The sequence below is a fragment of the Glutamicibacter sp. BW78 genome, assembly GCF_002332245.1.
Lineage (GTDB): Bacteria > Actinomycetota > Actinomycetes > Actinomycetales > Micrococcaceae > Arthrobacter_H > Arthrobacter_H rhombi_A.
In genome coordinates, this window is the sequence record NZ_NRGU01000039.1 from 125,962 (window position 1) to 151,888 (window position 25,927).

The window sequence follows — 25,927 nt, forward strand, 5'->3', positions numbered from 1 at the left end:
CGTGAGAGCATCACGGCCCGCGTCCCGAACCCAGCTCAGGAAAGCCGTTATGCGCACAGAACCCCGGGACCCCACGCCCCCTGCCCCTGCCCCGAAATCACCGAAATTGGTCTATGCGGTCAGCGCCATCGCCGCCGTCGGGGGATTCCTCTTCGGCTACGACACCGGGGTGATCTCCGGGGCACTGCTCTTCATCAACGACGACTTCTCGCTGACACCGTTCACCGAAGGTGTGGTCGTCAGTTCCATCCTGGTCGGGGCGATCATCGGCGCCGTCGGATGCGGGCCCCTCTCGGACCGTTTTGGCCGCAAGAACACGATCATCACCGCCGCAGCGGTGTTCACGATCGGCGCCCTGTTGGCGGCCTTCGCCCCCACGGCGGAATTCCTCGTCGTGGCCCGCCTGGTGCTGGGAGTCGCGGTCGGGGCCGCCTCGGTCCTGGTTCCGCTCTTCATCGCCGAAGCAGCACCCCCGGCGATCCGCGGCCGACTGGTTTCGGCGAACCAACTGCTGATCACCATCGGCATCCTCGCCGCCTACCTGACCAACGCGCTGTTCGCCCACGACGGCGGCTGGCGCTGGATGTTCGGCCTCGGCGTCATCCCGGCGATCGTGCTGGGCGTAGGGATGCTCTTTTTGCCCGAAACCCCGCGCTGGCTCTTCGAAAAGGGGCGTACCGACGAGGCCCGCACCGTTCTGGGCAGGCTCAGGGACCCGCAGACCGCCCAGAGCGAATACCAGGAGATCCACCGGTCCATCCACGAGGACGTCCAACCCAAATCCACGCTGCGCGACCTCACGACCCCCTGGGTTCGTCCTGCCCTGATCGCCGGTATCGGGGTTTCCGTTTTCGGTCAGGCCAGCGGCATCAACAGCGTCATCTACTACGCCCCCACGATTTTCAACAGCACCGGGCTCGGGGCCTCCACCGCGATCCTGGGCACGGTGGGCATCGGTGCCGTGAACGTCATCATGACCATTGTCGGCATGTCCCTGGTCGATAGGATCGGACGCCGCGTCCTGCTGATGACCGGATTCGCCGTCATGAGCATCACGCTGCTCGTGCTCGGCTTCGTGCTGCACGGAGAGAGCCTGGACCTTTCGGCAGGATGGATCGCCATGGTGTGTCTGGCGATCTACATCGCGGCCTTCGGCGCCAGCGTCGGGATCGTCGTCTTCGTCCTGCCCTCCGAGGTCTACCCGCAACGGATCCGCGGCTCGGCCATGAGCGCGACCCTGATGTGCAACTGGGGCATGAATTTCGTGGTGTCGCTGACCTTCTTGTCCCTCTTCGACGCCTTGGGCAAGTCGTGGACGTTCTGGCTCTATGCCCTCATCTGCGCGCTGGGGTGGCTCTTCGCCGTCAAGCTCGTCCCCGAGACCAAGGGACGCAGTCTGGAAGAAATCGAGTCCTGGTCGCGGGCCCGGGCCACCTGATGGTCCGACGGTCCTAGCTGAGCTGTCCCGAAGTCTGTGCCACGGCGGCCGCGTCGGCGGCGGCACGGGCTTTGAAGACCCGGGCGGTCAGCAACGCCAGGCACAGACCCAGCAGGGCCAGGCCTGCCCCGAGGAAGGACGGGGCCTGGTAGCCAAATCCGAGTTTGATGACTACGGCACCCAAGGCGGCGCCGAGGGCGTTGGCGACGTTCAGCGCGGAGTGGTTCAACGAGGCCGCCAGTGATTGAGCCTTCGGCGCCGAGTCCATGAGCAGGGCCTGCAGGCTCGGCACCAGGATGGATCCTGTCCCGCCGAGGATGAAGACCAGGATCAGGGCGGGCACCGGGTAGGGCGAGAGGATCCCGAAGGCGCTCATGAACACGACCATGGCCGAGGTGGCGATGTAGATGCTGCCGTGGACCGACCAGTCGGCCAGCCGCCCACCCAACAGGTTTCCCAGGACCATCCCGATCCCGTAGAGGCTCAGGACCAGGGGGACGGCCCCCTTTTCGAGGCCGGTGACGTCGGTCAATGTCGGTGAGATATAGGAGTAGACCGCGAAGAAGCCGCCGAATCCCACAATGCCGGTGGCCATGGCCAGCCAGACCCGTCCACTGCGTAACGCGGTCAGTTCCCGGCGGATGCTGGCACCTTCATGGATCGGGTTATAGGGAACCCAGAGTCGGATACAGATCAACGTCAGGACACCGATCAGCGCCACCGAGGCAAACATCCAACGCCATCCCAACTGCTGACCCAGCCAGGTCACCGCGGGGACCCCCAACACATTGGCCACCGACAGGCCCATCATGACCCAGGCGATCGCCCGGCCACGCATGGTGGCGGGGACCAGGTTCCCTGCGAGGATGGCGGCGAGCCCAAAGTAGGCTCCGTGGGGCAGCCCGGAGAGGAAACGGGTCACCAGCATCGAATCGTAGGTCGGGGCCAGGAACGAGGAGAAGTTGGCGAGGGTGAAAAACACCATCAGCCAGGACACCATCGTCTTATGGGCCACCCGGGCGCCCAGCGCGGTCAGCAAGGGGGCGCCGACCACCACGCCGAGGGCGTAGGCGGAAATCATCAGCCCCATGTCGGCGTTGCCCACGCCGAGGTCGGATGCCCCCTCCTGAAGCAGGCCCATGATGGCGAACTCGGTGGTGCCAATACCGAATCCGCCCAATGCCAGCGAGACCATGGCAATGAACAGGGGACGCCCGGTAAGCATGGTGCTATGTGGCGGGTGGGTCATGCGGCGGTTCCTACCTTCGGGATTCTGCGGTGGAGGGTGACCGGCCAGGTGCCTCATTGCCGTCCGTGGCGCGTATCGACCACAACAGTCTAAGGACACCGTTCCATTCCCGCACCATCGACGACGCGGAGCCCCGACCAGGACTCAGAGATCGGCGAGTTCAACCTTGGTGTCGGCGAGCCGCTCGGGAGCCACCGCGCGGCCCACGATGGAGCGCAGAGTGTCGTTGACATCCCAGATGTTCACGTTCATGGCCGCGGTAACGACGCCTTCCTCAAGCCAGAAGGCAATGAACTCCCCCGATTCCAGGCTCCCGCGGACGACGGCCTGAGCACCGGGCCCGGCATGCCCGACGTATTCCATGCCCAGATCGAATTGGTCGGTAAAGAAGTAGGGCAGCCAGTCGTACCGGTCAGCATGTTTCAGGATCGTCTTCGCTGCCAGTTCGCCTTGCCGGATGGCGTTGTCCCAGTGTTCGACCCGCAGACGACCCAATTTGGTGTTCACCGCGTTGGCGACATCGCCGGCGGCGAGGATATCGGGGTCGCTGGTGCGCAGCGAACCGTCGACCAGTACCCCGTTATCCGTTTCAAGCCCGGCGGCCTCCGCCAGCGACGTGGCCGGGACGGCGCCGATGGCAATGAGAACGACGTCGGCCGGCACCTCACCGTCCGAGGTGTCCAGTCCGGCGGCCCGGCCGTCACGTTCGATGATGCCGTTCACCTGGGTACCCATCCGCAACTCGACCCCGTTGCTGCGGTGCACCTCGGCGAAATGTGCGCCGATCTTTTCACCCATGACGTTTTCCAGCGGCGTGTCATTCGGGGCGACCACGGTGACTTCCATCCCTGCCTGCCGGGCGCTGGAGGCCACTTCGAGGCCGATCCAGCCGGCACCGACGACGGCGAGGCGCCCCCCGGTGGCCAGGGCATCCTTCAGGATCTGGGCATCGCCCAAACGGCGCAACATCATCACCCCAGGTAGATCGGTTCCCGGAAGGTCGAGATGACGAGAATCGGCGCCGGTAGCCAGCAGCAGTTGCCCGTAGGGGTGCTCATCCCCCGAATCCAGCCGCACCACGTGGCGCCGACGGTCGATCTCGGAGGCATGCCCACCCAGCACCAGGGTCACATCGTGCGCTGCGTACCATTCGGCGTCGTGCGCGATGCCTGCTTCGGCATCCTGTTTGCCCTGGAGGAACTCCTTGGACAGCGGCGGACGCTCATAGGGAGGGGTTGCCTCATCGGCGATCAGGGTGATGCTCCCGGAGTACCCCTGTTCGCGTAGCGTCTGGGCAGCATGCGCCGCCGCGAGTCCCCCACCGATGATGACCGTACCGTCCGATGTTGCCATGATGACCTCCTGGCTGATGTTACGTGCCTCCGGGATGGGGGCTGGTTCTTTCAACGTAGGCCCGTGGCCCGTCAGGGTGCAAGCACTAGTGGCCTCAGAGCAGCCGGTGCGGATACCCCAGCGCACGTCCTTGGAACTCGAGGATCGCGGGATTGGCGACGGCACCGTCCCGAATCTCGATGGCGCGGGTGACGGTTTCACTGGTTCCCCACGCATCCGGGCCGCCCATGACCAGTGGCAGGAAGGGCAGCAGCGCGTCGCTGATCTCCCAGCTGGCCGAATTCCAGAGGTACGACGGGCTATGGTCCACGGCGTAGTAGTCGATGTTGTTCCCGACCGTGAACATCGGTTCGGCAAAGGTGGTCGGTCGCGCCCAGTCGAATCCCATCCCCTCATCGCAGGAAACATCGATGATCAGACTGCCCGGGGTGAAAGCGCCCAAGTCTTCCAAGCGCAAATACAGCAAGGGGTTGTTGGGGTCCTGCAAGGTGCAGTTCACGACGATGTCGCTTTCGGCCAGGAACGGCGCAAGGGGAACGCGCCCCCGGTCATCGGTAATCACTTCGCTGAGGTAGGGGCCGTCCTCGTGATCGAACTGGACCATCTGCACCGAGTGGATGGGCGCGGCCACCGAGGCGACCGTCCGGTTGGTGAGCACCCTGATATCCGTTACACCGTGGGCCTTCAGGGCGGTGACGGCGCCCCGGGCGGTGGCCCCGAAACCGATGACGACGGCGGTCAGCCGGCGGCCGTAGTCCCCGGTGACCCCGGTCAGCGCCATGGAATGGATGACGGAGGAATAGCCGGCAAGTTCGTTGTTCTTATGGAAGACGTGCAAGGAGAACCCGCCATCGCTGGCCCAGTGGTTCATGGCTTCGAAGGCAATCAACGTCAGATTCTTGTCGATCGCCAGCTGGGTCATCTCGCGGTCCTGCACGCAATGCGGCCATCCCCAGAGGGTCTGGCCTTCGTGTAGATCCTCAAGATCCCTGGCCTGCGGTTTGGCCAGCAGGACGGTGTCCGCGGCGTCGATGACCGCTGTGCGGTTCGATACGGCCCGCACCAGGGTGGCCAGGTCTGCGTCCGAATATCCGAACCGTTCCCCGTACCCTTCCTCGAGGACCATCCGGGCACGCAGTCCCGGGTCGATGCGTTCCAGATGGCCGGGGTGGATCGGCACGCGGTGCTCGTCAATTTTTCGCGACTTGCCCAATACACCCAGAACGGGTTCCTTCTCAGTTGCCATGGTCCACATCCTTTTCGGGGCGCCGCGCTGGCGCCCTTGGCCTTAGGCTACACCGGGGCCCATTCCACGGGCTCCGGTTCTAGACTGGCACCATGGAGAATCCAGCATGACGGTGGTCATCGCGTTCATCGCCAACATCCTGGTGGCGATCGCGAAGTCGGTGGCTGCCCTGCTGACCGGGTCGGCCTCCATGGTTGCGGAGGCTGCGCATTCGTGGGCCGATGCCGGAAACGAAATCTTCTTGCTCATCGCCGACCGCCGGTCGGCCCGCCCGAAGGATTCCCGTCACCCCTTGGGTTTCGGTCGCGAAGCCTATGTCTGGTCGATGTTCGCTGCCGTGGGCATCTTCACCGCTGGCGCCGTCTTTTCGATCATGCATGGACTCCAGGAGCTCAACAATCCAGCACCCGTGGAGTCACCCGGAATCGCCTTCACCGTGTTGGGTCTGGCCTTCCTGATCGAGGGCTCGTCCTTCACCCAGGCGGTGGTGCAGGCCCGTCGGAAAGCCCGGGCGCAAGGAACGTCGACCCTCGACCTGGTCCTGCGGACCTCGAACACGACGCTGCGCGCCGTGGTGGCCGAGGACTTCGCGGCCTTGGTCGGTCTCGTCGCCGCCGGCGCTGGCATCTACCTCCACCAGATCACCGGTGATGCCCGCTGGGACGCCGCCGGTTCTATGGTCATCGGTGTGCTGCTCGGCGTCGTGGCATTGGTGCTCATCGACAGGAATCGACTGTTTCTGATCGGCGCGAGTTCGACTCCCGAAATTCGTGCCCAGGTCGGCCTGGCCCTTCAGGGTCATGAGGAAATCGAACGGGTCACCTACCTGCATTTGGAATACATCGGACCCGATCGGCTGTTTCTGGTGGCCGAAGTGGATTTGGTGGGTAATGATCCGGAAGAGGATGTGGCCCGGCAGATGCGGCGGCTCGAGCGCGAGCTCGAGGCCCATGAAGTCATCGAAACAGCCGTGTTGTCACTCTCGGTCAGCGATGAGGCCTCGCTGGAGTTCTAGTCGTCTTCCCAGCGGGTGATCCCCCCGGTCCAGGCCGGATAACCGGCACCGTCCACCGAGGCGATGTTCAGGGCCGCGGTCATCGCCGCATCCCGTCCCCCGAGGTGTTCTCGCCCGGAACGGGCTATCGCCGAGAGCAGGCGCCGTTGCGCCACCTCGGTGGATAGCTCCGGAGTCCCCTGCTGACCCACTCCAACAGGGGTATCGGTGGTCTCCCGGGGCGATTCCTGCACGGCTTCGGTGATGGCATGGAACAGCGGCGATGCCAGTCCCGCATTTTCGGCGGCACGCTCAACGGAAATCGCTGCCATCCCGTGGGCAACTAGCTCCCTCGCGGTGACTCGGGCCGCTTCTAGGAGGTCTGCTCCCATCTGCCGGGCTACCTTCGCGGCGCTCATCTGCCCGCGATGGCGCTCTTCACCCTCCACCGCCCTACCGGTTCCAGGGGCATCGGGTGTCTCGCCAGCAGCGGTGGTCGCGGCATCGGGAACCGCACCGGTGGTCGCGTCAATGGCCTGGCGCCCTGCGGCCTTGCGGTCGGTGTGCCGCAGGCCGATCATCGCCGTGGAGACCGGCGATACGACAGTTTGGGTGTAGTAGCGGGCCTCGATGGCAGTGGCTGTTGCCACGTCCACCTGCGCGCCTTCCACGGCGGCGGCGAGAATGGCGCGGGGTGCTGGATTATGGAGGGCATCGGTGCGGCCACGCAATCGTGCGGGAAGGAATTGGAGGATTTCTGTCAACGGGTTCTGGCCGGCCCCGGTGGGAACCTGCGGCGCTCCGCCGGGGAAGAAGTAACCGTCGGTATCCCAGGGCTGGCGGGCCACGGGATGTTCACGAATCCACCGACGTGCTGCCGGCAGCAGCTCCTCCTCGTCCTTGAGGACCTGGTCGATGATTCCCAGCTGGAGGCCATCCTGGGCCCCCACGATGGCAGCACTGAGCAGCAGCTCATCCAGTGCGCGTTCGATGCCCAGCAGGCGGGTAGTGCGCAGGACCCCTCCAGCGCCCGGGCAGATCCCAAAATCTACTTCGGGTAAACCGAACCTGTTGCCGGGGTCGTCAACGGCGATGCGATGGTGGGTGGCCAGTGCCAGGCCGAGGCCACCTCCGATGGCCGCGCCGTTCAGGGCAGCCACGACGGGAACACCGGCAGTTTCCAGGCGGCGCAGCAGTAGCCCCCATTGACGGGCCAGGTCGTTCACGGTTCGGGCGTCCGCGGGGGTAGCGGCCGCCATCGCCTCCAGGTCGGCGCTGGCACAGAAGCTCTTCTTCGCGGAGGTGAGGATGATTCCGGTGACGGCAGCGGGTTTTTCGGCCCGCCGTTCTTCGAGCGCATCCAGACGCCCGGTCATGGAGGCGATGAAGGCATCGTCCAGCAGGTTCACTGCCTTTCCCGGGGCATCGAGGATCCAGGTAAGGATCCCTGCGTCGTCTTCCTGCTCACGGATGACTTCTTGCTTTTCCATGTCCACCCTTCGTTTCAGACCCGTTCGATCAGGGTTGCGACGCCCATGCCGCCGCCGATGCACAACGTGACGACAGCGCGGCGGAGCCCGGTGCGTTCGAGTTCGTCCACCATGGTGCCCAGGATCATCGCCCCCGTAGCGCCCAAGGGGTGGCCCATCGCGATGGCGCCACCGTGGACATTAAGGCGGTCTTCGTCGATGGCGAAGTCACGTTGGTATTTCAGGGCGACGGCGGCGAAGGCCTCGTTGATTTCCCATAGGTCGATGTCCTCCGGCCTCAGCCCTGCGGTTTTGAGCAGTTTGTGGGTGGCAGGGGTGGGTCCAGTGAGCATGATCGTTGGATCCGCTCCGGAGACCGCGGCGGCGGTGATGCGGGCCCGCGGGGTTAATCCCAGATCGTGGCCGACTGATTCGGAACCGACCAGGACCACTGCGGCCCCGTCGACGATGCCTGAGGAGTTGCCTCCGGTGTGGACGTGATCGATCTGCTGGACCCAATGGTACTTTTCCAGCGCTACGGCGTCGAAGCCGCCGTCGGTGCCCATCAGGGCGAAAGCGGGACGGATCCTCCCCAGGGTCTCCACGGTGGTCCCCCGGCGCAGATGTTCATCGTGGTCCAGGACAACCAGGCCGTTCTGGTCCATCACGGGCACGATCGAGCGCTCGAAGTAGCCCTGGTCCCAGGCGGTGGCGGCGCGCTGCTGGGATCTGGCGGCGAAGGCGTCCACGGTCCTGCGGTCGAAGCCTTCGATCGTGGCAATGAGGTCGGCGCTGATGCCCTGGGGGACATAGGAGGTGTCGTAGCTGGTGGCAGGATCAAAGGCCCAGGCCCCGCCGTCGGATCCGATAGGGACCCGTGACATGGATTCCACACCCCCGGCGATGACCAGATGTTCCCACCCGGAGCGAATCTTCGCGGCGGCAAGGTTCGTCGCTTCCAATCCAGAAGCGCAAAACCTGTTGAGCTGGAATCCTCCGACGGTGTCAGGAAGTCCTGCGGCGATGGCGGCGATCCGGGCGATATCGGCCCCTTGGTCGCCGATCGGGGTGACCACCCCGAGGATCAGGTCGTCGATGCGTGACTCATCCAAACCCGGGTTGCGTTCCCGCAGAGCGTCGATCAGACCGGTGACCAGTGAGATCGGTTTGGTCCCGTGGAGGGCTCCCTGGCGTCCGCGACCGCGGGGTGTGCGCACGGCGTCATAAATATAGGCTTCGCTGCTCATGCCAGGTCGGCTCCCTTCACGTCGTCCGTCCTGCGTGTGCCATGACACGTTGGTTCCATCGTAGGCGTTTCGGGTGGGGGTGGGCAGGGCCGCGGACGATTCCGGGGGTGCGGGGCAACTGCCGGCCGTCGCTTCTGCGCTCCTGCTTAGCCTGCGCAGTCGAGGCAGAAGTTCAGCCCGTTCTTCTCCCGGGCCAGCTCGGGGCGGTGCCGAACAAGGCAACAGGAGCCGCAGGTGAACTCGGCGGCGGTCTGTCGATGGGCCGAAAGGCCGGAACAAAAAACGAGTCCAGCCGGGGTATGTCCCTTGGCTGGACTCGTCTGCGGTGGAGCTTGGGGGAATCGAACCCCCGACCTTTTCATTGCGAACGAAACGCTCTACCAACTGAGCTAAAGCCCCGCGCACATGAAATCACACGCGATGACCACGTGGGTCAGCTTAACGCACTTCAAGGGCGCAACACAAAAGATGCGGACCGTTGTTCAGCTATTTTGTCCGCGTGCAGCCACGGCCCACTGTTCGACGATCTTGTAGGGAGCCTGCCGTTCGGTGCTGCCACCCTTCCGCTGCACAACAGTCACCACATCCACGAGATTCGGGACCAGACAAACGTGGTTTGGGATCACCTGCAAAACCTCCCCGTAGTCGGGTAGTCGACTTCCTGCCGGGTAGTCAACGGTTCCATGATGCTCGGACAGCGCCGAAACATGTGCCGATGGTGCGCCAAGAATCCGCCCGAATCCGCTGGCCCAGGAAGGTCGATCCCCTCCAAGGATCTTCGAACCGGCGTCAAGCACCACCTGCCCGCCACCCTCTGGGCGCTCGCGCCGGGAAACGACCGTCGCCGCGACGGTCAGGGCAATGTCCCCCACGTCGCAGTGGCCCATTTCCAGCTGTTGAGCATCGTTGAACACGTAGACGCCGGGCCTGAGCTCGGTTGCCGCGCCGGGTTCCGATGCGTAGGCCGTCGGCGTCGAACCGCCACTGAGTTCGAGCTCGTCGAAGCCGGCCGCCCGGAGCGAGGCGGCGCCCTGTTGAAGAACCCGCGATTCGTCGTCCACGGCGCCGGCGGAGGCACCGGGGCCGTAACTGTGACCGGGGAAGGTGAACAGCCCGAGAACACGCAATCCTGTCTCGCGGGCGGCCAGGGCCACGGATGCTGCTTCTTGAGGTTCGGTACCGCTACGGTGGTGTCCGCTGTCGAGCTCAATCATGACCCCCGGCAGGCCAGCCTCGTCGCCGAGCCTCGCAGCAAGATTTCGTGCCCCTTCACAAGAGTCGACGCCGACGCGCAGCCGGCTGCGGCGGGCCAGTGCCGCCAGGCGTGGTGCCATCGGCTCCCCCACCCAGAGGGGATAGGCAATGAACAGGTCATCCACGCCGGCATCGGCGAAAACCTCGGCTTCCCCCAGTGTCGCTACGGTGAGGCCGGTGGCTCCGGCCGCCAGCTGCATCGCGGCAATGTTCAGGATTTTATGGGTTTTGGCGTGGGGGCGCAGTCGCTGCCCCCGGGCGGATACCGCCCGCGCCAGTGTGTCGATGTTCCGGCGGAGGATTTCCAGGTCGATCAGAACAGCTGGGGTCTGCAGTGAAGGGGGGACGACGGCGGGAAACCCAGCGGCCTTAGCGGCTTCCATCAGAGGTGATGCCGCCGTCCTGTTTGAGCCCCTCGCGGGTGGCGACATATTGACGCTCGATATAGGCCTCGAGTTCGCTGCGCTCCACACGCCACACGCCGCGGCCGCCGACCTTGATGGCGGGAAGCTCGCCGCTCCGGACCAGTGAACGGACCTGAGGCATGTTGACGCTCAACTCTTCGGCGACGTCTTCCAGACGCATAAATCTCATACCTCGAAGTTAGCCCGGGTTTGACGTCGTTTCCAGTCATTAGGTGCGCATGGGGACAATCCGGGGTCACGTCACGTAGGCCCGCAGGATTCCCCTCCGGGAATCTCGCGGGCCATACTCGTAGAGGACTACTGGTCGCGGGCCTGATGGGCCGTGCCGTTTCGGAAGCGCTGGTGTTGCCGCCGAACCGTCAACCTGACTTTCGAATGCTTGTGGCATTGCCCAGTTCCTCTCATCAATAGATCATTCATCGGTCAAACCGCGCAACAGTATTGATTTTGGCTGAACAATATGACTAATCTTAGATTCTGTTCGCGAAGACTGTTGGTCATTTTGACCGACATCTGGCCGACGCCATCCGCAGCACCCCAGCAAAGGAGCACCGGGTGACACCCGAGCGATATCAACTCGACACCACGGATCGCCGCATCCTGGCCGCCATGGACCAGGATCCGCGCATCCCGATCATGATGCTGGCCCAGCGGCTCGGCCTGGCGCGGGGAACCGTCCAATCCCGCCTCGAAAAGCTTGCTGCCTCCGGCGCCATGCGCCCTAATAGCAGCCGCGTCACCCCCGCCGCCCTGGGGCGCGGGGTCTCCGCCTCCGTGTCCGCTGAATTGGACCAGTCCAAGCTGGACGACGCAATTGCCGCATTACGGGATATACCCGAGGTGCTCGAGTGCTTCGCACCGGCCGGGGACACCGATCTACTGATTCGGGTCGTGGCCTCTGATCCCGACGACCTGTACCGGGTCAGCGAGGTCATCCGGTTTTGCCCCGGGATCACGCGAACATCGACGTCGATGTTCCTGCGCGAGGTCATCCCCTACCGCACCACCGGCCTGCTCGAGGAGCCCTAGCCCGCCGACCAGCCCTGGGTTCTAGACGACGGGACGTCGGTCTGCAGTCCGGACCACCTGGTCCACCATGCTCTTGAAGATGACCCCGTGGAAGGGAAGGACCCCCAACCAATAGAGTCGGCCCCCTAGCCCGCGGGGGAAGAAGATCGCCCGCTGACGGTACACGCTTCCGCCCCCCGGAGCCGGTTCGACCCTCAATTCCAGCCAGGCGCCCCCTGGCACCTTCATCTCGGCGCGCAAAAGCAACGACGTCCCGGGGTCAATAGCCTCGACCCGCCACCAGTCAACGACATCGTTAAGCATCAGATTCGTCCTGCTTCGGCGTCCACGACGCAAACCGACACCACCGGCCAATTTGTCCATCCAGCCCCTCACCGACCAGGCCAAGGGCATGGAATACCAGCCGTTGTCGCCACCGATGCCTTCGATGACCTTCCAGACCTGCTCGGGAGTGGCTTCAGAGGCCCGTTCCCGGTCGTCGGTGAAAACGGTCCGCCGGGCCCATTCCGGGTCGCTGGGCAACGGTTCGGCCGGCTCCGCCAGTACTTCGGCATTTGCCCAAGACGTTTCCACGGCCCCGGCTTCGATCTTGATCAGGGCCAACTCCACCGAGCGCTCATAGCCGGTCAAGCCGCCCTCCGGAGGGGGAATCAGATCATCGATGCCTCGGTCCTTCACCACGCAGTCATGCTGCAGCGACTCCACCAACGGGATAGCCAGCGCGCGCGGAATGGGGGTCACCAGGTTGACCCACTGGCCAGCGAGCCACGGGGTAAGCACGGGCAAGGCAATCACCCAGGGCTGGCGAAGACCCGCGACCTTGGCATAACCGCGCATCATTTCTGAATAGGTGGGGGCGTCGGGGCCACCGATGTCAAAGGTCCCGGCGGCTCCTTCGGGTAGCTCCACGGCCCTGACCAGATAGTAGAGCGCATCCCTGACGGCAATGGGTTGAACCCTGTTCTTCACCCAGCGGGGCGCGGGCATGACCGGCAGGACGTCGGTGAGGTGCCTGACCATTTCGAAGCTGGCGGATCCGGAGCCGATCAATAGCCCCGCTTGCAACACCACCGTCGGAGTTCCCGAGGTGGAAAGAATCTCTCCGACCTCCTTGCGGGAAGCCAGATGACGACTGAGCTGGCCATCAGGGTGTAGCCCGGAGAGGTAGACGATGCGCTTGAGCCCCGCCTCGCGCGCGGCTTGGGCCACATTGAGGGCACAACTGCGCTCGATCCGTTCGAATGAGGCATCCCCGCCCATGGAATGCACCAGGTACATCATGACGTCGACCCCCTCGACCAGCTGCTGCGCGGCCTGGGCGTCTTCGAGGGCACCTTCGACGACCTCGACCTGATGGGCCCACGGAATATCGCGGAGCTTGGCAGGATTTCGGGTCAGTACCCGCACGGAGTGCCCCCGTTCTAGCAAGAGCGGAACCAGCCGACCCCCGACGTACCCAGTGGCTCCTGCAACGGCAATGATGCTCATCTGATTCTCCTTCGTCGGGCGGTGCTCTTAAAAACTGGTTGTTCAACAAACGGCTGTCACGACAAGGCGACGTCGGCGGCTGGCCCGCGCGTGACCACTCGTACCACCACGACGGCCGAGAGCACGACTCCTGCGGCAATCGCCGCGGAAACAGCCACGGGCGTCGATTCCAGACCGCCGTCGGTACGGCCGACGGTGATCCACGCCAGTCCCCAAGCCAGGGCCAGGCCGGGCCCCAGGCGGCCTCGCGAATACATCGCGGTTCCCACGCCAATAGCGGCGACCACCAGAAGGACAACGCCGGCGATAACCGGAACCGGAAGCCCGAAGCCCGTGAACCCAGAGGAGGCCAGCAAAGCCGATACGTTGGCGACTGCGGCCACCGACACCCATCCCAGATAGAGACCAAAGGTACCGCCGACGGCAACACGATCCACCAGATTGGACTCCGGGCTGCGCCGCAGAATCACCAGGATGACGCACAGCGTAGCCACAAGAGCGAAGATCACCACCACGCTGACCGCCAGCCATCCCAGTTGGACTACGCCGAGCCATAAGGCGTTGAGCAGGCCGGAGGCCGCAGCCCATCCTCGAAGCTTGTTGTGCAGGACATCATCCCTGCGCGAGGGCAGGAACTGGACCACAGCGTAGAGCAGGAGGCCCAGGTAGATGATGCTCCAGATCGAAAAGGCTCCCGAACCTGGTGCCAAGATGGTGCCATCCGCTGACAGCCAACCGTCCGCCACATCCTGCACCGGTGTCCCCACTACGGCGCCGCTTCCGAGAAAAGCTCCAGCGATGGCCAAGGCCATGGCGGCAGCAGTCAGCAGCGGCGCCATCTTTTCCCAGCGGGCTGTGGCTCTCGGCATTCTTTGCTCCTGGTTCAGCGTCTTCAGGGGAGTCGCACTCGACAAATAGTGATTCATGCACAAGTATGTAGCTAGATTTTCTTATTATCAAGTAAGGCTGGAACCATGGCAGAAAATGAGCAAACCATCTCCCCGGCGGGCCGAATGCACCCGGCATCAGTGCACCTGCGCAGGATCCTCGTGCTCAATGACGTCATGGAATACCGCATGCGGATGCACCTGAAAACGAATGACACCGATTTCCAGGCCATGCAACAGCTCATGCAGTTGGGACCCCTCACGCCTTCGAAATTGGCGGGAGCCCTCCACCTGACAACCGCGGCCATCACCAGCGTCATCGACCGACTGGAAAAAGCCGGTCATGCCGAACGTGTCCCCCACCCCACGGACCGCCGTGGGGTCCTGGTCAAACCCACCGATTCCTCGGTACGTGAAGCCATGGCGCAACTCATGCCGATGATCCTCAAAACCGACTCGTTGGTCCGGGAAATGGACGATAAGGAGCAGCAGGCCGTTACCCGCTATCTGCAAGGAGCTGCGGATGCAGTCCAGGAGAGGATCGACGCGATGGCCCAAGAGTTCGACGGGCAATCGGGCGACGCAAGCGGACCCGCCACCGCCTCCAGCCCGAACAAAACAGTACGAAAGGAGGACAAATGAGTACCGAATTGCACGAATGGAAACACGCAGACCCCGCGGGAAGCAAGTGCACGAGGCCGCCACCCCAATCGACCGCGACCAAGCCGGCTCCCGACAAGGCATCCGCCGACTACGGCCAGATGGTTCAGCGGATCCTCGATGCTGAGCAACGAGCAGACCGTCGGGCACCGGGTTTGAACTCACGGAACTATGACCTGCTGTGCCGGCGCCTTGCGACCACCCTCGACGGGGGAAAGCGAACGCGTCCGCATCTGGTACACGTCGCCTTCAGGGCCTTCGGTGGCCGAGACACGGAGGCCGCAGCCACCCTGGGTGCCGCTTTCGAGATGCTTCACGCAGCGTTGTTGATGCACGACGACGTCATCGACCGCGATTTCGTTCGGCGCGGCGTCCCGACCCTCGGAGCCGGGTATCGCGACGATGCCCTGACCCTCGGCCATACCGCGGAGACCGCCGAACACGCAGGACATTCAGCCTCCATCATCGCCGGCGACATCCTGCTCGCTGGCTCCATTCGCTTGGCGGCATTAGCCTCCGCCAGTTCACCGAACGCCCGCACCATCCTCGACGTGGTCCATTCCGCTCTCCTGGCTTCAGCCGCCGGGGAACTCGACGACCTGGTGTTTTCCCTTTCCCCTGCCGGCACACCGGAGTCGGAGGTGCTGAACATGGAACGACTGAAAACCGCCATCTACTCGTTCGAGGCGCCGCTGCAAGCCGGGGCATTGCTCGCTGGGGCGCCACCACATCTGGCGGCACGGTTGGGTGGGCTGGGACGCAATCTGGGAACCGCCTACCAAATCATTGACGACGTCCTGGGAACCTTCGGGGACCCGGAGGAGACCGGGAAGTCCATCGACTCCGATCTTCGTTCGGGAAAACGCACGGTACTGACCGCACAGGCGGAAGGCCATCAGGGGTTCCGACAGGCCCGGGACGCCTATTCCGTCGGCCGCAGCGACCTCGAGAGCGTGCGCTCGGCCTTGGCTGACAGCGGCGCCGAGCCCCAAGCCCGCGCCCTCGCGGCGCAGTTGGTCACCTCCGCCTTGAATGAGGCCAGGGGTCTCGACCTGACTCCGGCAGTCTTCGGGGAGTTCGCCGCGATCGGCGACCATGTCCTGAATCGGAAGAAGTAGTCATGAGCATCCACGACCTCTCCAAGTATTCCGATGCTGCCGGTCGGAGTGCCGGCATCGTGATCTCCCGCTACTCCTCGTCCTTCGGTCTCGCCTGCCGAATGTTGGGACACCACGCGCGACGCGACATCGAGAACATCTATGCGTTGGTGCGTGTCGCCGACGAGGTGGTCGACGGCGCGGCCGCTGCCGCCGGACTGGATATCGTCGCCGTGGGCGAACAATTGAACCGTCTGGAACAAGAGACTGAACTGGCGCTGCGCACCGGATACAGCACCAATCTGGTGGTCCACGCCTTCGCCCTGACGGCCAGGGCCTGTGGAATCCAGGCGAGCCTGACGCAACCGTTCTTTGCTTCGATGCGAGCGGACCTGACGGTCACCCGTCACGACGCCGAATCATTGGACGAGTACATCTATGGTTCGGCCGAGGTCGTGGGCCTGATGTGCCTGCGCGTCTTCCAGACCATGCCCGGAGCCAGCACGGGCCATGACCAGGAACTCGAACGGGCGGCACGCAGCCTCGGATCGGCGTTCCAGAAGGTCAATTTCCTGCGCGACCTGGCGGCCGACGGAGAGGAACTGGGACGCAACTACGTTCCAGGTTCCGGCACCGCGCCTCTCGACGAGGCGACCAAGGATCACCTCGTTGCCCAGATCCGCCGGGAACTCATGGACGCGGAGGCGGGCCTCCCGCTCCTGGCCCCCGGCGCCCGACGAGCCGTTGCGTTGGCCCACGGGCTGTTCGCCGCGCTGGTCGATCGCCTCGATGCGGCTCCGGCCGAACAATTGCTCCGGGTCAGGATCCGGGTCCCCGGAGCCGAAAAAGCTTCCATCGCGCTGCGAGCCCTCGCCGCACGGTCACCCCGTAACGCAAAGGCAGTTTGATGAGCTGGACTTCATTCCGTCGTCGTGCAGCACGACGCTATTACGACCCCGCTGCCCGCTCCGCCCGACGAAACCGGCACAGCACCAGTGACACAGCTTCCCCCAGTGGCCCTTCTATCCCCCAGGGCGAAACACCTCGGAGGATCGTGGTCATTGGCGGCGGCATCGCCGGACTAGCCACCGCCGGTCTCCTGGCCCGCGACGGTCACGACGTCACACTACTGGAGCGCGGGGAACATCTCGGAGGTCGCGCCGGACGCCATGCCGTCGACGGCTTCACCTTCGATACCGGTCCTTCCTGGTACCTCATGCCCGAGGTCATGGACCATTGGTTCCGCCTGATGGGCACCAGTGCCGACGAGCAGCTCGATCTGGTGAAACTCACCCCGGCCTACCGCACCTGGTTCGAAGGATACGGGGACCCGGTGGATGTGCGCACCGGCCGGGCGGACGCCGAGGCGCTTTTCGAGTCCATGGATCCGGGGTCCGGACAGCAGCTGCGCGCATATCTTGCATCAGCGGAACTGACCTACTCGCTGGCCAAGAAGCATTTTCTCTATGATGACTTCCGCACCCTGCTGGGTCTACTGCACCCCACCGTGCTGCGCCATGGGGTGACGATGGCACGCCTGCTGGCGACGAACCTCGATGCCTTCATCGCCCGGAGGTTCCGGGACCCCCGCCAACGCCAGTTGCTCGGATATCCGGCGGTCTTCCTGGGGACCACTCCCTTCAAGGCGCCAGCGATGTACCACTTGATGAGCCATCTCGATCTCGCCGACGGAGTCCTTTACCCCCGGGGCGGGTTCGCCGCACTCGTCGACGCCATGGAAGCAAATGCCCGGGCAGCTGGCGTCACGATCATCACCGGCGCGACGGTGAAACGCATCACCACACGCGACGGTTCCCACCGTCGTACCGTGGTGGATACCGTAGAATACACCGACGCCGACGGTGTTGGGCAGGTGGTCCAAGCCAGCCAGGTGGTGGCCGCCACCGATCTGCACCATGTCGAAACCACGCTGCTGCCACCCGGGAGGCAAACCCACCCCGAACGGGTATGGCGGAGACGTGACCCGGGACCCAGCGCCGTGTTGGTCTGCCTGGGAGTCCGCGGAAACCTCGACGAGTTGGTCCACCACAACCTGCTGTTCACCGCCGACTGGCGGGAGAATTTCGGCAGGATCGACGCCGGGGAGGACCTGGACGCCCGGACGTCGATCTACGTTTGCAAACCCAGTGAAACCGATGCCGGTGTCGCCCCTGCCGGACACGAGAACCTGTTCATCCTCGTCCCCTCCCCGGCAGTTGAGGCCTGGGGCGGTGGCGGCGACGATGGCACCGGGGCGCCCATGGTGGAACAGGTGGCCGACGCGGCCATCGACCAACTCGCCGACTGGGCAGGCATCCCTGACCTGCGCGAGCGGATCGTCGTGCGGCGCAGCTACGGCCCCGGGGATTTCGTGGAAAACTTCAACGCGTGGAAGGGCAGCGCCCTGGGTGCTGCCCATACCCTGCGCCAGAGCGCCTTCCTGCGACCGGGAATCCGCAGTGCCAAGGTGGGCGGGTTGTTCTATGCAGGAAGTTCCGTGCGGCCGGGCATCGGTGTCCCCATGTGCATGATCAGCGCCGAATTGGTCCTCAAGGCCATTCGCGGGCAGTCGTTCCGCGGCGCCTTGCCGGTGCCCGGCCCTCAGGTTGCCCAGGCGCAGGCCGAACCCGCGGCGAGGACCGCATGACCTATCTGGTGATCCTGCTGTTCCTGTTGGGCTGCATGACTGCCCTCGATGCCCGCTTCGGCCTGTTCTTCTGGTCCCACCCCTGGAGGTCGGCGCTCGTCCTGTGCCTCGGTGTCGTCTACTTCCTGAGTTGGGATCTATGGGCCATCACCGCAGGGATCTTCCTGCATCGCGACTCCCCCTTGATGACCGGCATCATGCTGGCTGACCAGCTTCCCGTGGAAGAACCGGTCTTCTTGCTGTTCCTGAGCTATCAGACCATGATCGCGTTCACCGGATCCCTTGCGTGGCTTCGCCACCGGGTCCGGGGCAAGGCAGCCCACCGGGCCGCCGTGCCAGAAGGAACGGTGAGCTCGTGAGCTATCTGGAACTGAACTATTTCTTCCTGGGCCTCGCCCTCCTGAGCCTGCTCGGGGCCGTTCTGGCCCGACGGCTGGATCGCAGGCGCATGACAGCGATGTTGGCCGGTGTTTTCGCCATGCTGATACTGACAGCCGTCTTCGACAACGTCATGATTGGTTCCGGGCTTTTCGACTACTCCTCCGAGTCGTTGGCGGGTCCGAGGATCGGTCTGGCTCCGTTGGAGGACTTCGCCTACCCGCTAGGTGCCGCCATTTTGCTGCCTTCGGCCTGGTTGCTGTTGGAGCCCCGCCCTCGAAAGGACTCATGAAGGACCTCATTGCCACCTCCCGCCCCGTCTCGTGGGTCAACACCGCCTACCCGTTCGCGGCCGCCTACCTGCTGGCTACCGGTGGCATGGACTGGATCCTGGTGGTGGGGACACTGTTCTTCCTGTTGCCTTATAACCTGGCGATGTACGGTATCAACGACGTCTTCGACTATGAATCAGACCTGCTGAACCCCCGCAAAGGCGGGGCCGAGGGAGCGGTCGTGGATCGGACCCGTCACCGGACGATCCTGTGGGCCGCGGCGCTGTTCGCACTGCCCTTCGTCGTCGCCCTGGCCACGCAAGGTGGTTGGTCCGCCAACCTGGTCCTGCTGGCCTCGTTGTTCGCCGTTTATGCCTACAGCGCCCCGGTGCTTCGGTTCAAAGAACGCCCCTTTTTGGATTCAGCCACTTCCAGCATCCACTTCGTCTCTCCTGCCCTCTACGGACTGGTCCTGGCAGGAGCCACCTTCACCCCTGGGCTGTGGTGTCTTTTGGCTGCCTACTTCCTCTGGGGGATGGCCAGCCATGCCTTTGGTTCGGTGCAGGACATCGTCCCGGACCGTGAGGCGGGTCTGGGATCGGTGGGTACGGTGCTGGGTGCCCGCCCGACCATCGTGGCCGCAGCCGCCGCCTATGTTGCCGCCGGGCTGCTGATGGTCGCCACCGACTGGCCCGGACCGCTGGCCGGGCTGCTGGCCCTGCCATATGCGGCCAACGTTCTGCAGTTCCTCCGCGTTGACGACGCCAGCTCGGGGGCTGCCAACCATGGCTGGCGCCGTTTCCTGTGGCTGAACTACTTCACCGGGTTCTGCGTGACCATGCTGCTGATCTGGTATGTGGGGATTCGATGAGTTCAATTATGTGGTTTCGCGACGACCTACGCCTCGCCGACAACCCCGCCCTCCTGGCGGCCGCCAACGACGGCGGGGTCGTGGCCGTCTACGTCCTCGATGAGGAATCCGAGGGGCTGCGGCCCCTGGGCGGGGCCGCCCGCTGGTGGCTGCATCAGGCATTGACCGGGCTCCACAACGATCTCGCGGACCGGGGCATCCAATTGGTGTTGCGCCGTGGCCCGGCGGCCACGGTCATATCGGCCCTGGTGCGGGAGCTGGAACCGGAGAGCATTTATTGGAACCGTAGGTATTGGGAACCAGAGCGGGCAGTGGATACGGCGGTCAAGGAAAACAGCCAGGCAGCCGGAGTCCATGCGGCGAGCTTCCAGGCGTCTCTCCTTCACGAACCGTGGAAGGTCACCACCGGCCAGGGCGGCCAGTACCGGGTCTTCACGCCGTTTTGGAACCAGCTCAGAACATTGGACTTCCGACACCCGTTGGAAGCCCCACCTGCCGCCGTCGACTCTGGCGGCTCGTGTCGGGGGAAGGACATCCCCACGGTCGATTCTGATGATCTAGCGGCCTGGAAGCTGGTTCCCGCTGGTGCCACCTGGCCGGAAAGACTCGCATCCCACTGGAGTCCCGGTGAGACTGCCGCATGGCGGTTGCTGGAAGAGTTTAACGAAGAGGCCATGGCCGACTACGACGAGGGGCACGACTTCCCCGGAATCGCCGGCACCAGTCGCCTCTCGCCGTATCTCCGGTGGGGACATATCAGCCCCTTCCAACTCTGGCATGCCCTTTCCCCAGTTCCCGGTCCGAGCACGGCAGGCGCAGCGGCCTTCCTGCGGCAAGTCGGATGGCGAGAGTTCTGCTGGCACCAGCTCTTCCACCACCCCGAACTAGCCTCGGCGAACCTGCGGCCGGCCTTCGACGGATTCGACTGGAGGTGGCCGGAAGAACCAGGGTCGAGCACCCCGGCCCAGCTGCGAGGCACGCAACATCCGGCGGCCACAGAGCAGGCCGTCCCGGAGGAACCCGTGGATGCCTGGAAGGCCGGGATCACCGGGCTCCCGATGGTGGATGCGGGCATGCGCCAGCTCTGGGAAACCGGGTGGATGCACAACCGCGTAAGGATGCTGGTCGCTAGCTTCCTGACCAAGAACATGGGGGTGCACTGGCAGGTCGGGGAAGCGTGGTTCTGGGAGACCCTGGTGGACGCCGATCAGGCGTCCAACCCGGCGAACTGGCAATGGGTAGCCGGCTCGGGTGCCGATGCTTCACCGTTCTTTCGGATCTTCAACCCGCAAACCCAAGGCAAACGCTTCGATGCGGGCGGCCGGTACGTCTCCCGTTGGGCCCCTGAGGCAACACTTCCCGGTTATCCCGAGCCCATCGAGGACCTCGCCGAGTCCCGCCGACGAGCCTTGGCGGACTACGACCGGATCAGGAAGTCCTAGCGGGCTCGGAGGCGATACTGCTGGGAGGTCTAGGAGCCTGCGGCGCCCATCATCGAATGCATCAGCTCCGGGTTGGCTGACTGGTAGGTCAGCCAGAGGATGCCGGCGCTCAAAACCAGCGAGAGGCCACCCCAGATGACTCCCAGTTTGGCCAGGAATCGGACCTCGCCACTGGGCATGGGGAGCTTATCGGCCTTGAAATCATCGGCCAGTCGTCCCATCCACATCGCCGGGGACTCGGGAATGCGTTCGCTCATGCCGGCCAGGGTGTTTGCCGCCCAGTCGGTATGACCGTCATGCAGGCGGGCAATGGTCAGGTCGTGCTTACGGTCCTGCCGGAGCTGGATAATGCGATCACCATGGCGCGCCAGCAGGATGTCCTCACCGAGAGGCATCGTCTTGTTCGCTGCACGCTGCTGACGATCCGGTGCGACGCTCATGACCATGCTCCTCCCGAGTGAACCGACACTCCGTGAAAATCTTCTGTACTACCAAAGTACGCCGGAAATCCGGGGCAACACGGTGAAGGGCGGTAGAAGGCGAGCAAACTCACAGCAGCTTGTGGGATACACCGCCGGGCGGGGGCCCCGGCGGCTCAGCGAGCAGCAAAATGCCAGATAACCCCGATGGTCCACACCGAGCCGGCGAGCGCGGCGAACCCGAATTCGATGAGGATTCCGATCCCGGTGGATTTGAGGGTTGTCAGGCTGGCGCGCATTGCGGACCGAAGGCTGCGCCGGCGGGCATATTCGGCCAGCAGCAGCCCGACACCGAACCCGATGAACAGCCCGACGATGGGGATCAGGAACATTCCCGCGATACCCGCAGCCACGGCGAACAGGATCGTACCCCGGGGGATTTCCTGTTTTTTGAGGCTGCGTCCGGTGAGAACCATCGACGCCGACCAACCGGCCAGTGCCAAGACCATGCCGACCGCCGCACAGGTCCACGCAGCCGGGCCACCGATGATCAGGGCCCAACCCAGTAGCGTGAGAATCGTCAGAAGACTTCCGGGCAACACGGGGTAGATGGTTCCGACGACGGAAAATGCCAGCAAAAGGCCGGCGATGATGGTGACCAGGATTTGTGTGTCCACAGCCCTAGTTTGCCAGCATCACCGGCCCAAGAAACTCCTCGGTTTTAGAGGTTGATCTTGACGTCGGCTTCCTTGCGGAGCTTCTTCACCAGCCCTTGGGTGGCTTCGTTTTCCTTCTGCTGGACGAGCTGCTGCTTCAGCTGCGGCTTCGCTTCCTTGTACTTGGGCATCTCAGGAGCCTCCTGGCCGGATTTACCCTGCTGCTTCTGGGCGTCCTCGGCCTTCTTATAGGCGGCCTTGAGTTCCTTCTCGCTGGGGTCGAAAGTACCCAGCTCCTTTTTGATGAGGCTTTCGACCTCGACCTGCTGCTTGATCTGCTGATCAACGGTCGAGCGGTCCATCCCCTGCTCCTTCAGCGCGGCAAGGAATTCCTTCTTCTTCATTTTCTGGGACTTCGCAGCTTCGGTCAGCGCCTTATCCATTTGCGCGTCGGTGGCCTTGATGCCCGACTTCTCCGCCTTCTGGATCAGCAGTTCGGAGCCGACCATGCCCTCGGCGACCTGCTTCTTCATCTCCGTCTGGTCGGAAAGGTCCTGACCGGACATCTGCGCCTGCATCGCCGCCTGCTGGAACTGGCTCTCGTAGACTCGCGTGAATTCCTTCTTCGAAATATCCTTGTCGTTGACCTTGGCCACGACATCGGGAAGGCCCTTCAGGTCCGGCGAGGGGGCGGCCGCCTGCTCGCTGGACTGCGAGGAGGGTGCCGCGGACGAGCCGTCGGCTTCTTCATTGCCGCCGCTACCGCAGGCAGTGACCAGGGAAAGCGACCCCACCAGTGCCAGTGCGGCCAGCATCTTCTTCTTGTTCACGTGCTACCTCCTGAGGATTTTGAATCTCGTCGAGGCTAGCAACGCGACCTGAACGCCGACTGAAGATTGGAGCCTCCGGACCCCTTTTATGCTGTGGGCCAACTTTCGGGTCCGCCACCACACCTGTCACCACCATGGATTGTTGAACAATCTTGGCTTGTGGTGCATGCTGTGCTGACCAGCAAGCAGACGGAGATCACTGTGCCCACCATCGACCTGAACAGCGACGTCGGCGAATCATTCGGCGAATGGAGCAAGGGCGACGACACCGCTATGTTCCGCTCCGTTTCCAGCGCCAATGTCGCCTGCGGATTCCATGCTGGCGACCCCTCCACGATGGGCAGGACCTGCCGCGATGCCGTGGCAGCCGGGGTAGGCATCGGGGCCCACGTCTCCTATCAAGACCTGGCCGGTTTTGGCCGCCGATTCGTGGACTGCTCCCCCCTCCAACTGGCGGACGATATCTTGTACCAGCTCGGGGCACTCGACGCCGTGGCCCGCGCCGCCGGAGGGTCCATCAGCTACGTCAAACCCCATGGCGCCCTCTACAACGCCATCCTCCACCACCGGGAGCACGCCCAAGCCGTCGTCGACGCGGTCAAGGCCTTCGGCAACGATTTACCACTGCTCCTCTTGCCCGGCTCCGTGGCGTTGGAACGCGCCGAAGCCGCCGGATTGCGAGCGGTTGTCGAGGCCTTCGCCGATCGCGCCTACAACCCCGACGGGTCGTTGGTATCCCGCCGCGAAGAGGGTTCGGTACTCCACGACGCAGCGACCATCAGCGCCAATATGGTCAGACTGGCCACCCAAGGCACCCTCACGGCCCGGGACGGCTCGACGTTATCGATCCCCGTCGAGAGCATCTGCCTGCACGGCGACACCACCGGCGCCGTTGAACTCGCTGTCGCGGTCCGCCGGGGGCTGGAAGAGGCAGGCGTGGACATCCGGCCGTTCGCATGAGCGCGCGGGCACTGCGTTGGGCCGGAACACGCACCCTATTGCTCGAAGTGGACACGTTGGAGGACGTGATGGCCCTGCACTCCCGGTTGGTCGATTCCCCGCTGCGCGGGCAAATCGACGTCCTCGCTGCCGCAGCCACCGTGATGCTCGCCTTCGATACCCGCGCCCACGCCCTCGCAGCCTCCACGGTCCTGGGGCACCTGGAGAAAAGCCCGGATGCCACGGTTGCCGGACGCGATATCACCGTCGAGGTGGTGTACGACGGCGATGACCTCGCCGAGGTCGCACGGATGACCGGGCTGGGCACCGACGGTGTCATCACAGCCCACACCTCCCAGGTGTGGACGGCAGCCTTCGGCGGCTTCGCACCGGGCTTCTCCTACCTACACGGCGAAGACGACTGCCTGGAGGTGCCGCGTCGGCAGTCTCCACGCCCGGCAGTGCCGGCAGGATCGGTTGCCCTCGCCGGCCGGTTCTCCGCCGTGTACCCGGCACCATCGCCGGGAGGCTGGCAACTGATTGGCCACACGGAGGCAGTGATGTGGGACCTGGGCAGGGAACATCCGGCCCTGGTCCGCCCCGGGGACCGGGTACGCCACCGCGCGGTCCGCGAGCTCGTCAGGATCCACCCGACCACCCGGGGACCCCGACCGGTCGGTCAACCTGCCCGTGACGATGACGACCCCCGTCCGGCACTACTGGTCCTGTCCCCCGGCCCGCAGTCCCTCATCCAGGACTTGGGCCGGCCCGGGCTCGGCGATCTCGGGGTTCCGGCAGCCGGTGCTGCCGATACGGTGTCGGCCCGGCAGGCCAACCGACTCATGGGGAACCCTGCCGACGCCGCGGTGATCGAAACCCTGGTGGGAGGACTCCGGCTCCGGGCTGACGGAGAGCTCACGCTGGCCTTGACCGGTGCTGCGGCGGGGGCCCAAATCTCCGGTACATACGGCCGGCGCCTGATGGCTTCCGGCAGGCCCTTCGCCCTGCACGACGGCGAAACACTGACCGTGCGAGCCCCTGAGAGCGGATTGCGCAGCTACCTTGCGGTACGTGGCGGTCTCGAAGTGCCCCAGGTGCTGGGCAGCCGTTCGACGGATACGTTATCGGGAATCGGGCCGGCACCGCTGATTTCAGGCACCTCCCTGCCCGTCGGATCCGTGGCACGCGGCCACATCGTCGGATACCCCGAGCCTGCCCTCCTGCCCCGGCCCGAAGCGGGAGCCGTGAATCTGCGAATCACTTCGGGCCCCCGGGCCGACTGGTTCGCGAGCAAGGCCATCGATGGCCTCTGTCGTGCCCCCTGGTCCGTCGGAAACCACTCGAATCGAATCGGCCTCCGGCTCGAAACCGGCACTGATCAAACCCCGGTGGAACGGAGCCGTACCGGCGAACTGTCCAGCGAGGGGACCGCGATCGGTTCCGTGCAGATTCCGCCGTCAGGTTTGCCTCTCCTCTTCCTCACCGACCATCCCGTCACCGGCGGATACCCGGTGATCGCCGTCGTCGTCCCCGAAGATCTACCGGCAGCAGCCCAGGTTCCGCCGGGCGCTTCCATCCGCTTCACCCGGGTGGACCCCGATACCCTTGTACCCCGGCCGCCAGCTGGGAGGCGGTAG

General features: G+C 64.5%; 25 protein-coding genes, 1 tRNA gene and 1 pseudogene. 13 read left to right on the forward strand and 14 right to left on the reverse strand.

Annotation, left to right across the window (positions count from 1 at the left end; translation table 11 throughout):
* Window positions 1-49 precede the first annotated feature (49 nt).
* Window positions 50-1,438 (forward strand): sugar porter family MFS transporter, encoded by a 1,389-nt coding sequence (locus CIK75_RS13370; protein WP_096224449.1) that lies wholly within the window; start codon window positions 50-52, stop codon window positions 1,436-1,438.
* 13 nt (window positions 1,439-1,451) lie between these two features.
* Here CIK75_RS13370 and CIK75_RS13375 read toward each other — a convergent pair whose 3' ends face one another.
* The 3 genes from CIK75_RS13375 to CIK75_RS13385 form a co-directional block, all read right to left on the reverse strand.
* Window positions 1,452-2,687 carry an MFS transporter gene (locus CIK75_RS13375; RefSeq protein ID WP_086994187.1) on the reverse strand — a complete coding sequence of 412 codons (1,236 nt, stop codon included), beginning with the start codon at window positions 2,685-2,687 and terminating at the stop codon, window positions 1,452-1,454.
* 144 nt (window positions 2,688-2,831) lie between these two features.
* On the reverse strand, window positions 2,832-4,040 hold the full coding sequence (locus tag CIK75_RS13380) for an FAD-dependent oxidoreductase (RefSeq protein ID WP_086994190.1): 1,209 nt from the start codon (window positions 4,038-4,040) through the stop codon (window positions 2,832-2,834).
* Between the two features lie 94 nt (window positions 4,041-4,134).
* Window positions 4,135-5,286 (reverse strand): N(5)-(carboxyethyl)ornithine synthase, encoded by a 1,152-nt coding sequence (locus CIK75_RS13385; RefSeq protein ID WP_086994192.1) that lies wholly within the window; start codon window positions 5,284-5,286, stop codon window positions 4,135-4,137.
* A 106-nt stretch (window positions 5,287-5,392) separates the two neighbouring features.
* On the opposite strand from CIK75_RS13385, the gene CIK75_RS13390 reads away from it, so the two are divergent.
* Window positions 5,393-6,301 (forward strand): cation diffusion facilitator family transporter, encoded by a 909-nt coding sequence (locus CIK75_RS13390; protein ID WP_086994195.1) that lies wholly within the window; start codon window positions 5,393-5,395, stop codon window positions 6,299-6,301.
* On the opposite strand, the gene CIK75_RS13395 is transcribed toward CIK75_RS13390, so the two are convergent.
* The 6 genes and pseudogenes from CIK75_RS13395 to CIK75_RS13420 form a co-directional block, all read right to left on the reverse strand.
* Window positions 6,298-7,770: an enoyl-CoA hydratase/isomerase family protein gene (locus CIK75_RS13395; protein WP_096224450.1), complete on the reverse strand. Its 1,473-nt coding sequence runs from the start codon at window positions 7,768-7,770 to the stop codon at window positions 6,298-6,300. The two genes, CIK75_RS13390 and CIK75_RS13395, sit on opposite strands and share 4 nt — an antisense overlap.
* A 14-nt stretch (window positions 7,771-7,784) precedes the next feature.
* Window positions 7,785-8,996 carry an acetyl-CoA C-acetyltransferase gene (locus CIK75_RS13400; RefSeq protein WP_086994201.1) on the reverse strand — a complete coding sequence of 404 codons (1,212 nt, stop codon included), beginning with the start codon at window positions 8,994-8,996 and terminating at the stop codon, window positions 7,785-7,787.
* A gap of 146 nt (window positions 8,997-9,142) precedes the next feature.
* A pseudogene (locus tag CIK75_RS16580) lies at window positions 9,143-9,244 on the reverse strand (DUF4193 family protein); the annotation flags it as partial.
* Window positions 9,245-9,322: 78 nt separating this feature from the next.
* Window positions 9,323-9,395 (reverse strand) — tRNA-Ala (locus tag CIK75_RS13410).
* A gap of 83 nt (window positions 9,396-9,478) precedes the next feature.
* Window positions 9,479-10,633 carry an alanine racemase gene (locus CIK75_RS13415; protein ID WP_086994204.1) on the reverse strand — a complete coding sequence of 385 codons (1,155 nt, stop codon included), beginning with the start codon at window positions 10,631-10,633 and terminating at the stop codon, window positions 9,479-9,481.
* The gene (locus tag CIK75_RS13420; protein WP_086994207.1) at window positions 10,620-10,835 is read right to left on the reverse strand and encodes a helix-turn-helix domain-containing protein; all 216 of its coding nucleotides are present in this window, start codon (window positions 10,833-10,835) and stop codon (window positions 10,620-10,622) included. The genes CIK75_RS13415 and CIK75_RS13420 overlap by 14 nt, the downstream gene beginning before the upstream one ends.
* Before the next feature lie 395 nt (window positions 10,836-11,230).
* Between CIK75_RS13420 and CIK75_RS13425 the strand changes: the two genes are divergently transcribed.
* Window positions 11,231-11,704, forward strand: coding sequence for an Lrp/AsnC family transcriptional regulator (locus tag CIK75_RS13425; RefSeq protein ID WP_086994210.1), 474 nt, complete (start codon window positions 11,231-11,233; stop codon window positions 11,702-11,704).
* A gap of 21 nt (window positions 11,705-11,725) precedes the next feature.
* Here the strand turns inward: CIK75_RS13425 and CIK75_RS13430 are convergent, their stop codons facing one another.
* Both CIK75_RS13430 and CIK75_RS13435 read right to left on the reverse strand, forming a co-directional pair.
* Entirely contained in the window at window positions 11,726-13,192 is a 1,467-nt protein-coding gene (locus tag CIK75_RS13430) for an SDR family oxidoreductase (RefSeq protein WP_086994213.1), read from the reverse strand.
* A 56-nt stretch (window positions 13,193-13,248) separates the two neighbouring features.
* Window positions 13,249-14,061, reverse strand: coding sequence for a tryptophan-rich sensory protein (locus CIK75_RS13435; RefSeq protein WP_241895459.1), 813 nt, complete (start codon window positions 14,059-14,061; stop codon window positions 13,249-13,251).
* A gap of 105 nt (window positions 14,062-14,166) precedes the next feature.
* On the opposite strand from CIK75_RS13435, the gene CIK75_RS13440 reads away from it, so the two are divergent.
* From CIK75_RS13440 to CIK75_RS13475, 8 genes are read left to right on the forward strand one after another with little or no spacing between them, the layout of a single operon-like run.
* On the forward strand, window positions 14,167-14,721 hold the full coding sequence (locus CIK75_RS13440; RefSeq protein WP_086994215.1) for a MarR family transcriptional regulator: 555 nt from the start codon (window positions 14,167-14,169) through the stop codon (window positions 14,719-14,721).
* Window positions 14,718-15,857, forward strand: a complete 1,140-nt coding sequence (locus CIK75_RS13445; protein WP_086994218.1) for a polyprenyl synthetase family protein — start codon at window positions 14,718-14,720, stop codon at window positions 15,855-15,857. The genes CIK75_RS13440 and CIK75_RS13445 overlap by 4 nt, the downstream gene beginning before the upstream one ends.
* Window positions 15,858-15,859: 2 nt before the next feature.
* Window positions 15,860-16,744 carry a squalene/phytoene synthase family protein gene (locus tag CIK75_RS13450; RefSeq protein ID WP_086994221.1) on the forward strand — a complete coding sequence of 295 codons (885 nt, stop codon included), beginning with the start codon at window positions 15,860-15,862 and terminating at the stop codon, window positions 16,742-16,744.
* The gene (crtI, locus tag CIK75_RS13455; protein WP_086994223.1) at window positions 16,744-18,483 is read left to right on the forward strand and encodes a phytoene desaturase family protein; all 1,740 of its coding nucleotides are present in this window, start codon (window positions 16,744-16,746) and stop codon (window positions 18,481-18,483) included. The genes CIK75_RS13450 and crtI overlap by 1 nt, the downstream gene beginning before the upstream one ends.
* A complete protein-coding gene (locus CIK75_RS13460; protein WP_086994226.1) occupies window positions 18,480-18,842 on the forward strand; it encodes a lycopene cyclase domain-containing protein in 363 nt (120 codons plus the stop codon). The genes crtI and CIK75_RS13460 overlap by 4 nt, the downstream gene beginning before the upstream one ends.
* Window positions 18,839-19,153: a lycopene cyclase domain-containing protein gene (locus CIK75_RS13465; RefSeq protein ID WP_086994228.1), complete on the forward strand. Its 315-nt coding sequence runs from the start codon at window positions 18,839-18,841 to the stop codon at window positions 19,151-19,153. Before CIK75_RS13460 ends, CIK75_RS13465 begins: the two co-directional genes overlap by 4 nt.
* On the forward strand, window positions 19,150-20,004 hold the full coding sequence (locus CIK75_RS13470) for a prenyltransferase (RefSeq protein ID WP_086994231.1): 855 nt from the start codon (window positions 19,150-19,152) through the stop codon (window positions 20,002-20,004). The genes CIK75_RS13465 and CIK75_RS13470 overlap by 4 nt, the downstream gene beginning before the upstream one ends.
* Window positions 20,001-21,446: a deoxyribodipyrimidine photo-lyase gene (locus tag CIK75_RS13475; RefSeq protein ID WP_086994234.1), complete on the forward strand. Its 1,446-nt coding sequence runs from the start codon at window positions 20,001-20,003 to the stop codon at window positions 21,444-21,446. The genes CIK75_RS13470 and CIK75_RS13475 overlap by 4 nt, the downstream gene beginning before the upstream one ends.
* Window positions 21,447-21,475: 29 nt before the next feature.
* Here CIK75_RS13475 and CIK75_RS13480 read toward each other — a convergent pair whose 3' ends face one another.
* The 3 genes from CIK75_RS13480 to CIK75_RS13490 all read right to left on the reverse strand — a co-directional run bounded on the left by CIK75_RS13480 (window position 21,476) and on the right by CIK75_RS13490 (window position 23,351).
* Window positions 21,476-21,886, reverse strand: coding sequence for a hypothetical protein (locus CIK75_RS13480; RefSeq protein WP_143269154.1), 411 nt, complete (start codon window positions 21,884-21,886; stop codon window positions 21,476-21,478).
* Window positions 21,887-22,041: 155 nt separating this feature from the next.
* Complete coding sequence (locus tag CIK75_RS13485) at window positions 22,042-22,542, reverse strand: DUF456 domain-containing protein (protein ID WP_086994239.1); 501 nt, start codon at window positions 22,540-22,542, stop codon at window positions 22,042-22,044.
* Between the two features lie 44 nt (window positions 22,543-22,586).
* On the reverse strand, window positions 22,587-23,351 hold the full coding sequence (locus CIK75_RS13490; RefSeq protein WP_198962450.1) for a SurA N-terminal domain-containing protein: 765 nt from the start codon (window positions 23,349-23,351) through the stop codon (window positions 22,587-22,589).
* Between the two features lie 201 nt (window positions 23,352-23,552).
* Here CIK75_RS13490 and CIK75_RS13495 point away from each other — a divergent pair, with 201 nt between their 5' ends.
* On the forward strand, window positions 23,553-24,311 hold the full coding sequence (locus CIK75_RS13495; protein ID WP_086994267.1) for a 5-oxoprolinase subunit PxpA: 759 nt from the start codon (window positions 23,553-23,555) through the stop codon (window positions 24,309-24,311).
* A complete protein-coding gene (locus CIK75_RS13500; protein ID WP_086994242.1) occupies window positions 24,308-25,927 on the forward strand; it encodes a 5-oxoprolinase/urea amidolyase family protein in 1,620 nt (539 codons plus the stop codon). Before CIK75_RS13495 ends, CIK75_RS13500 begins: the two co-directional genes overlap by 4 nt.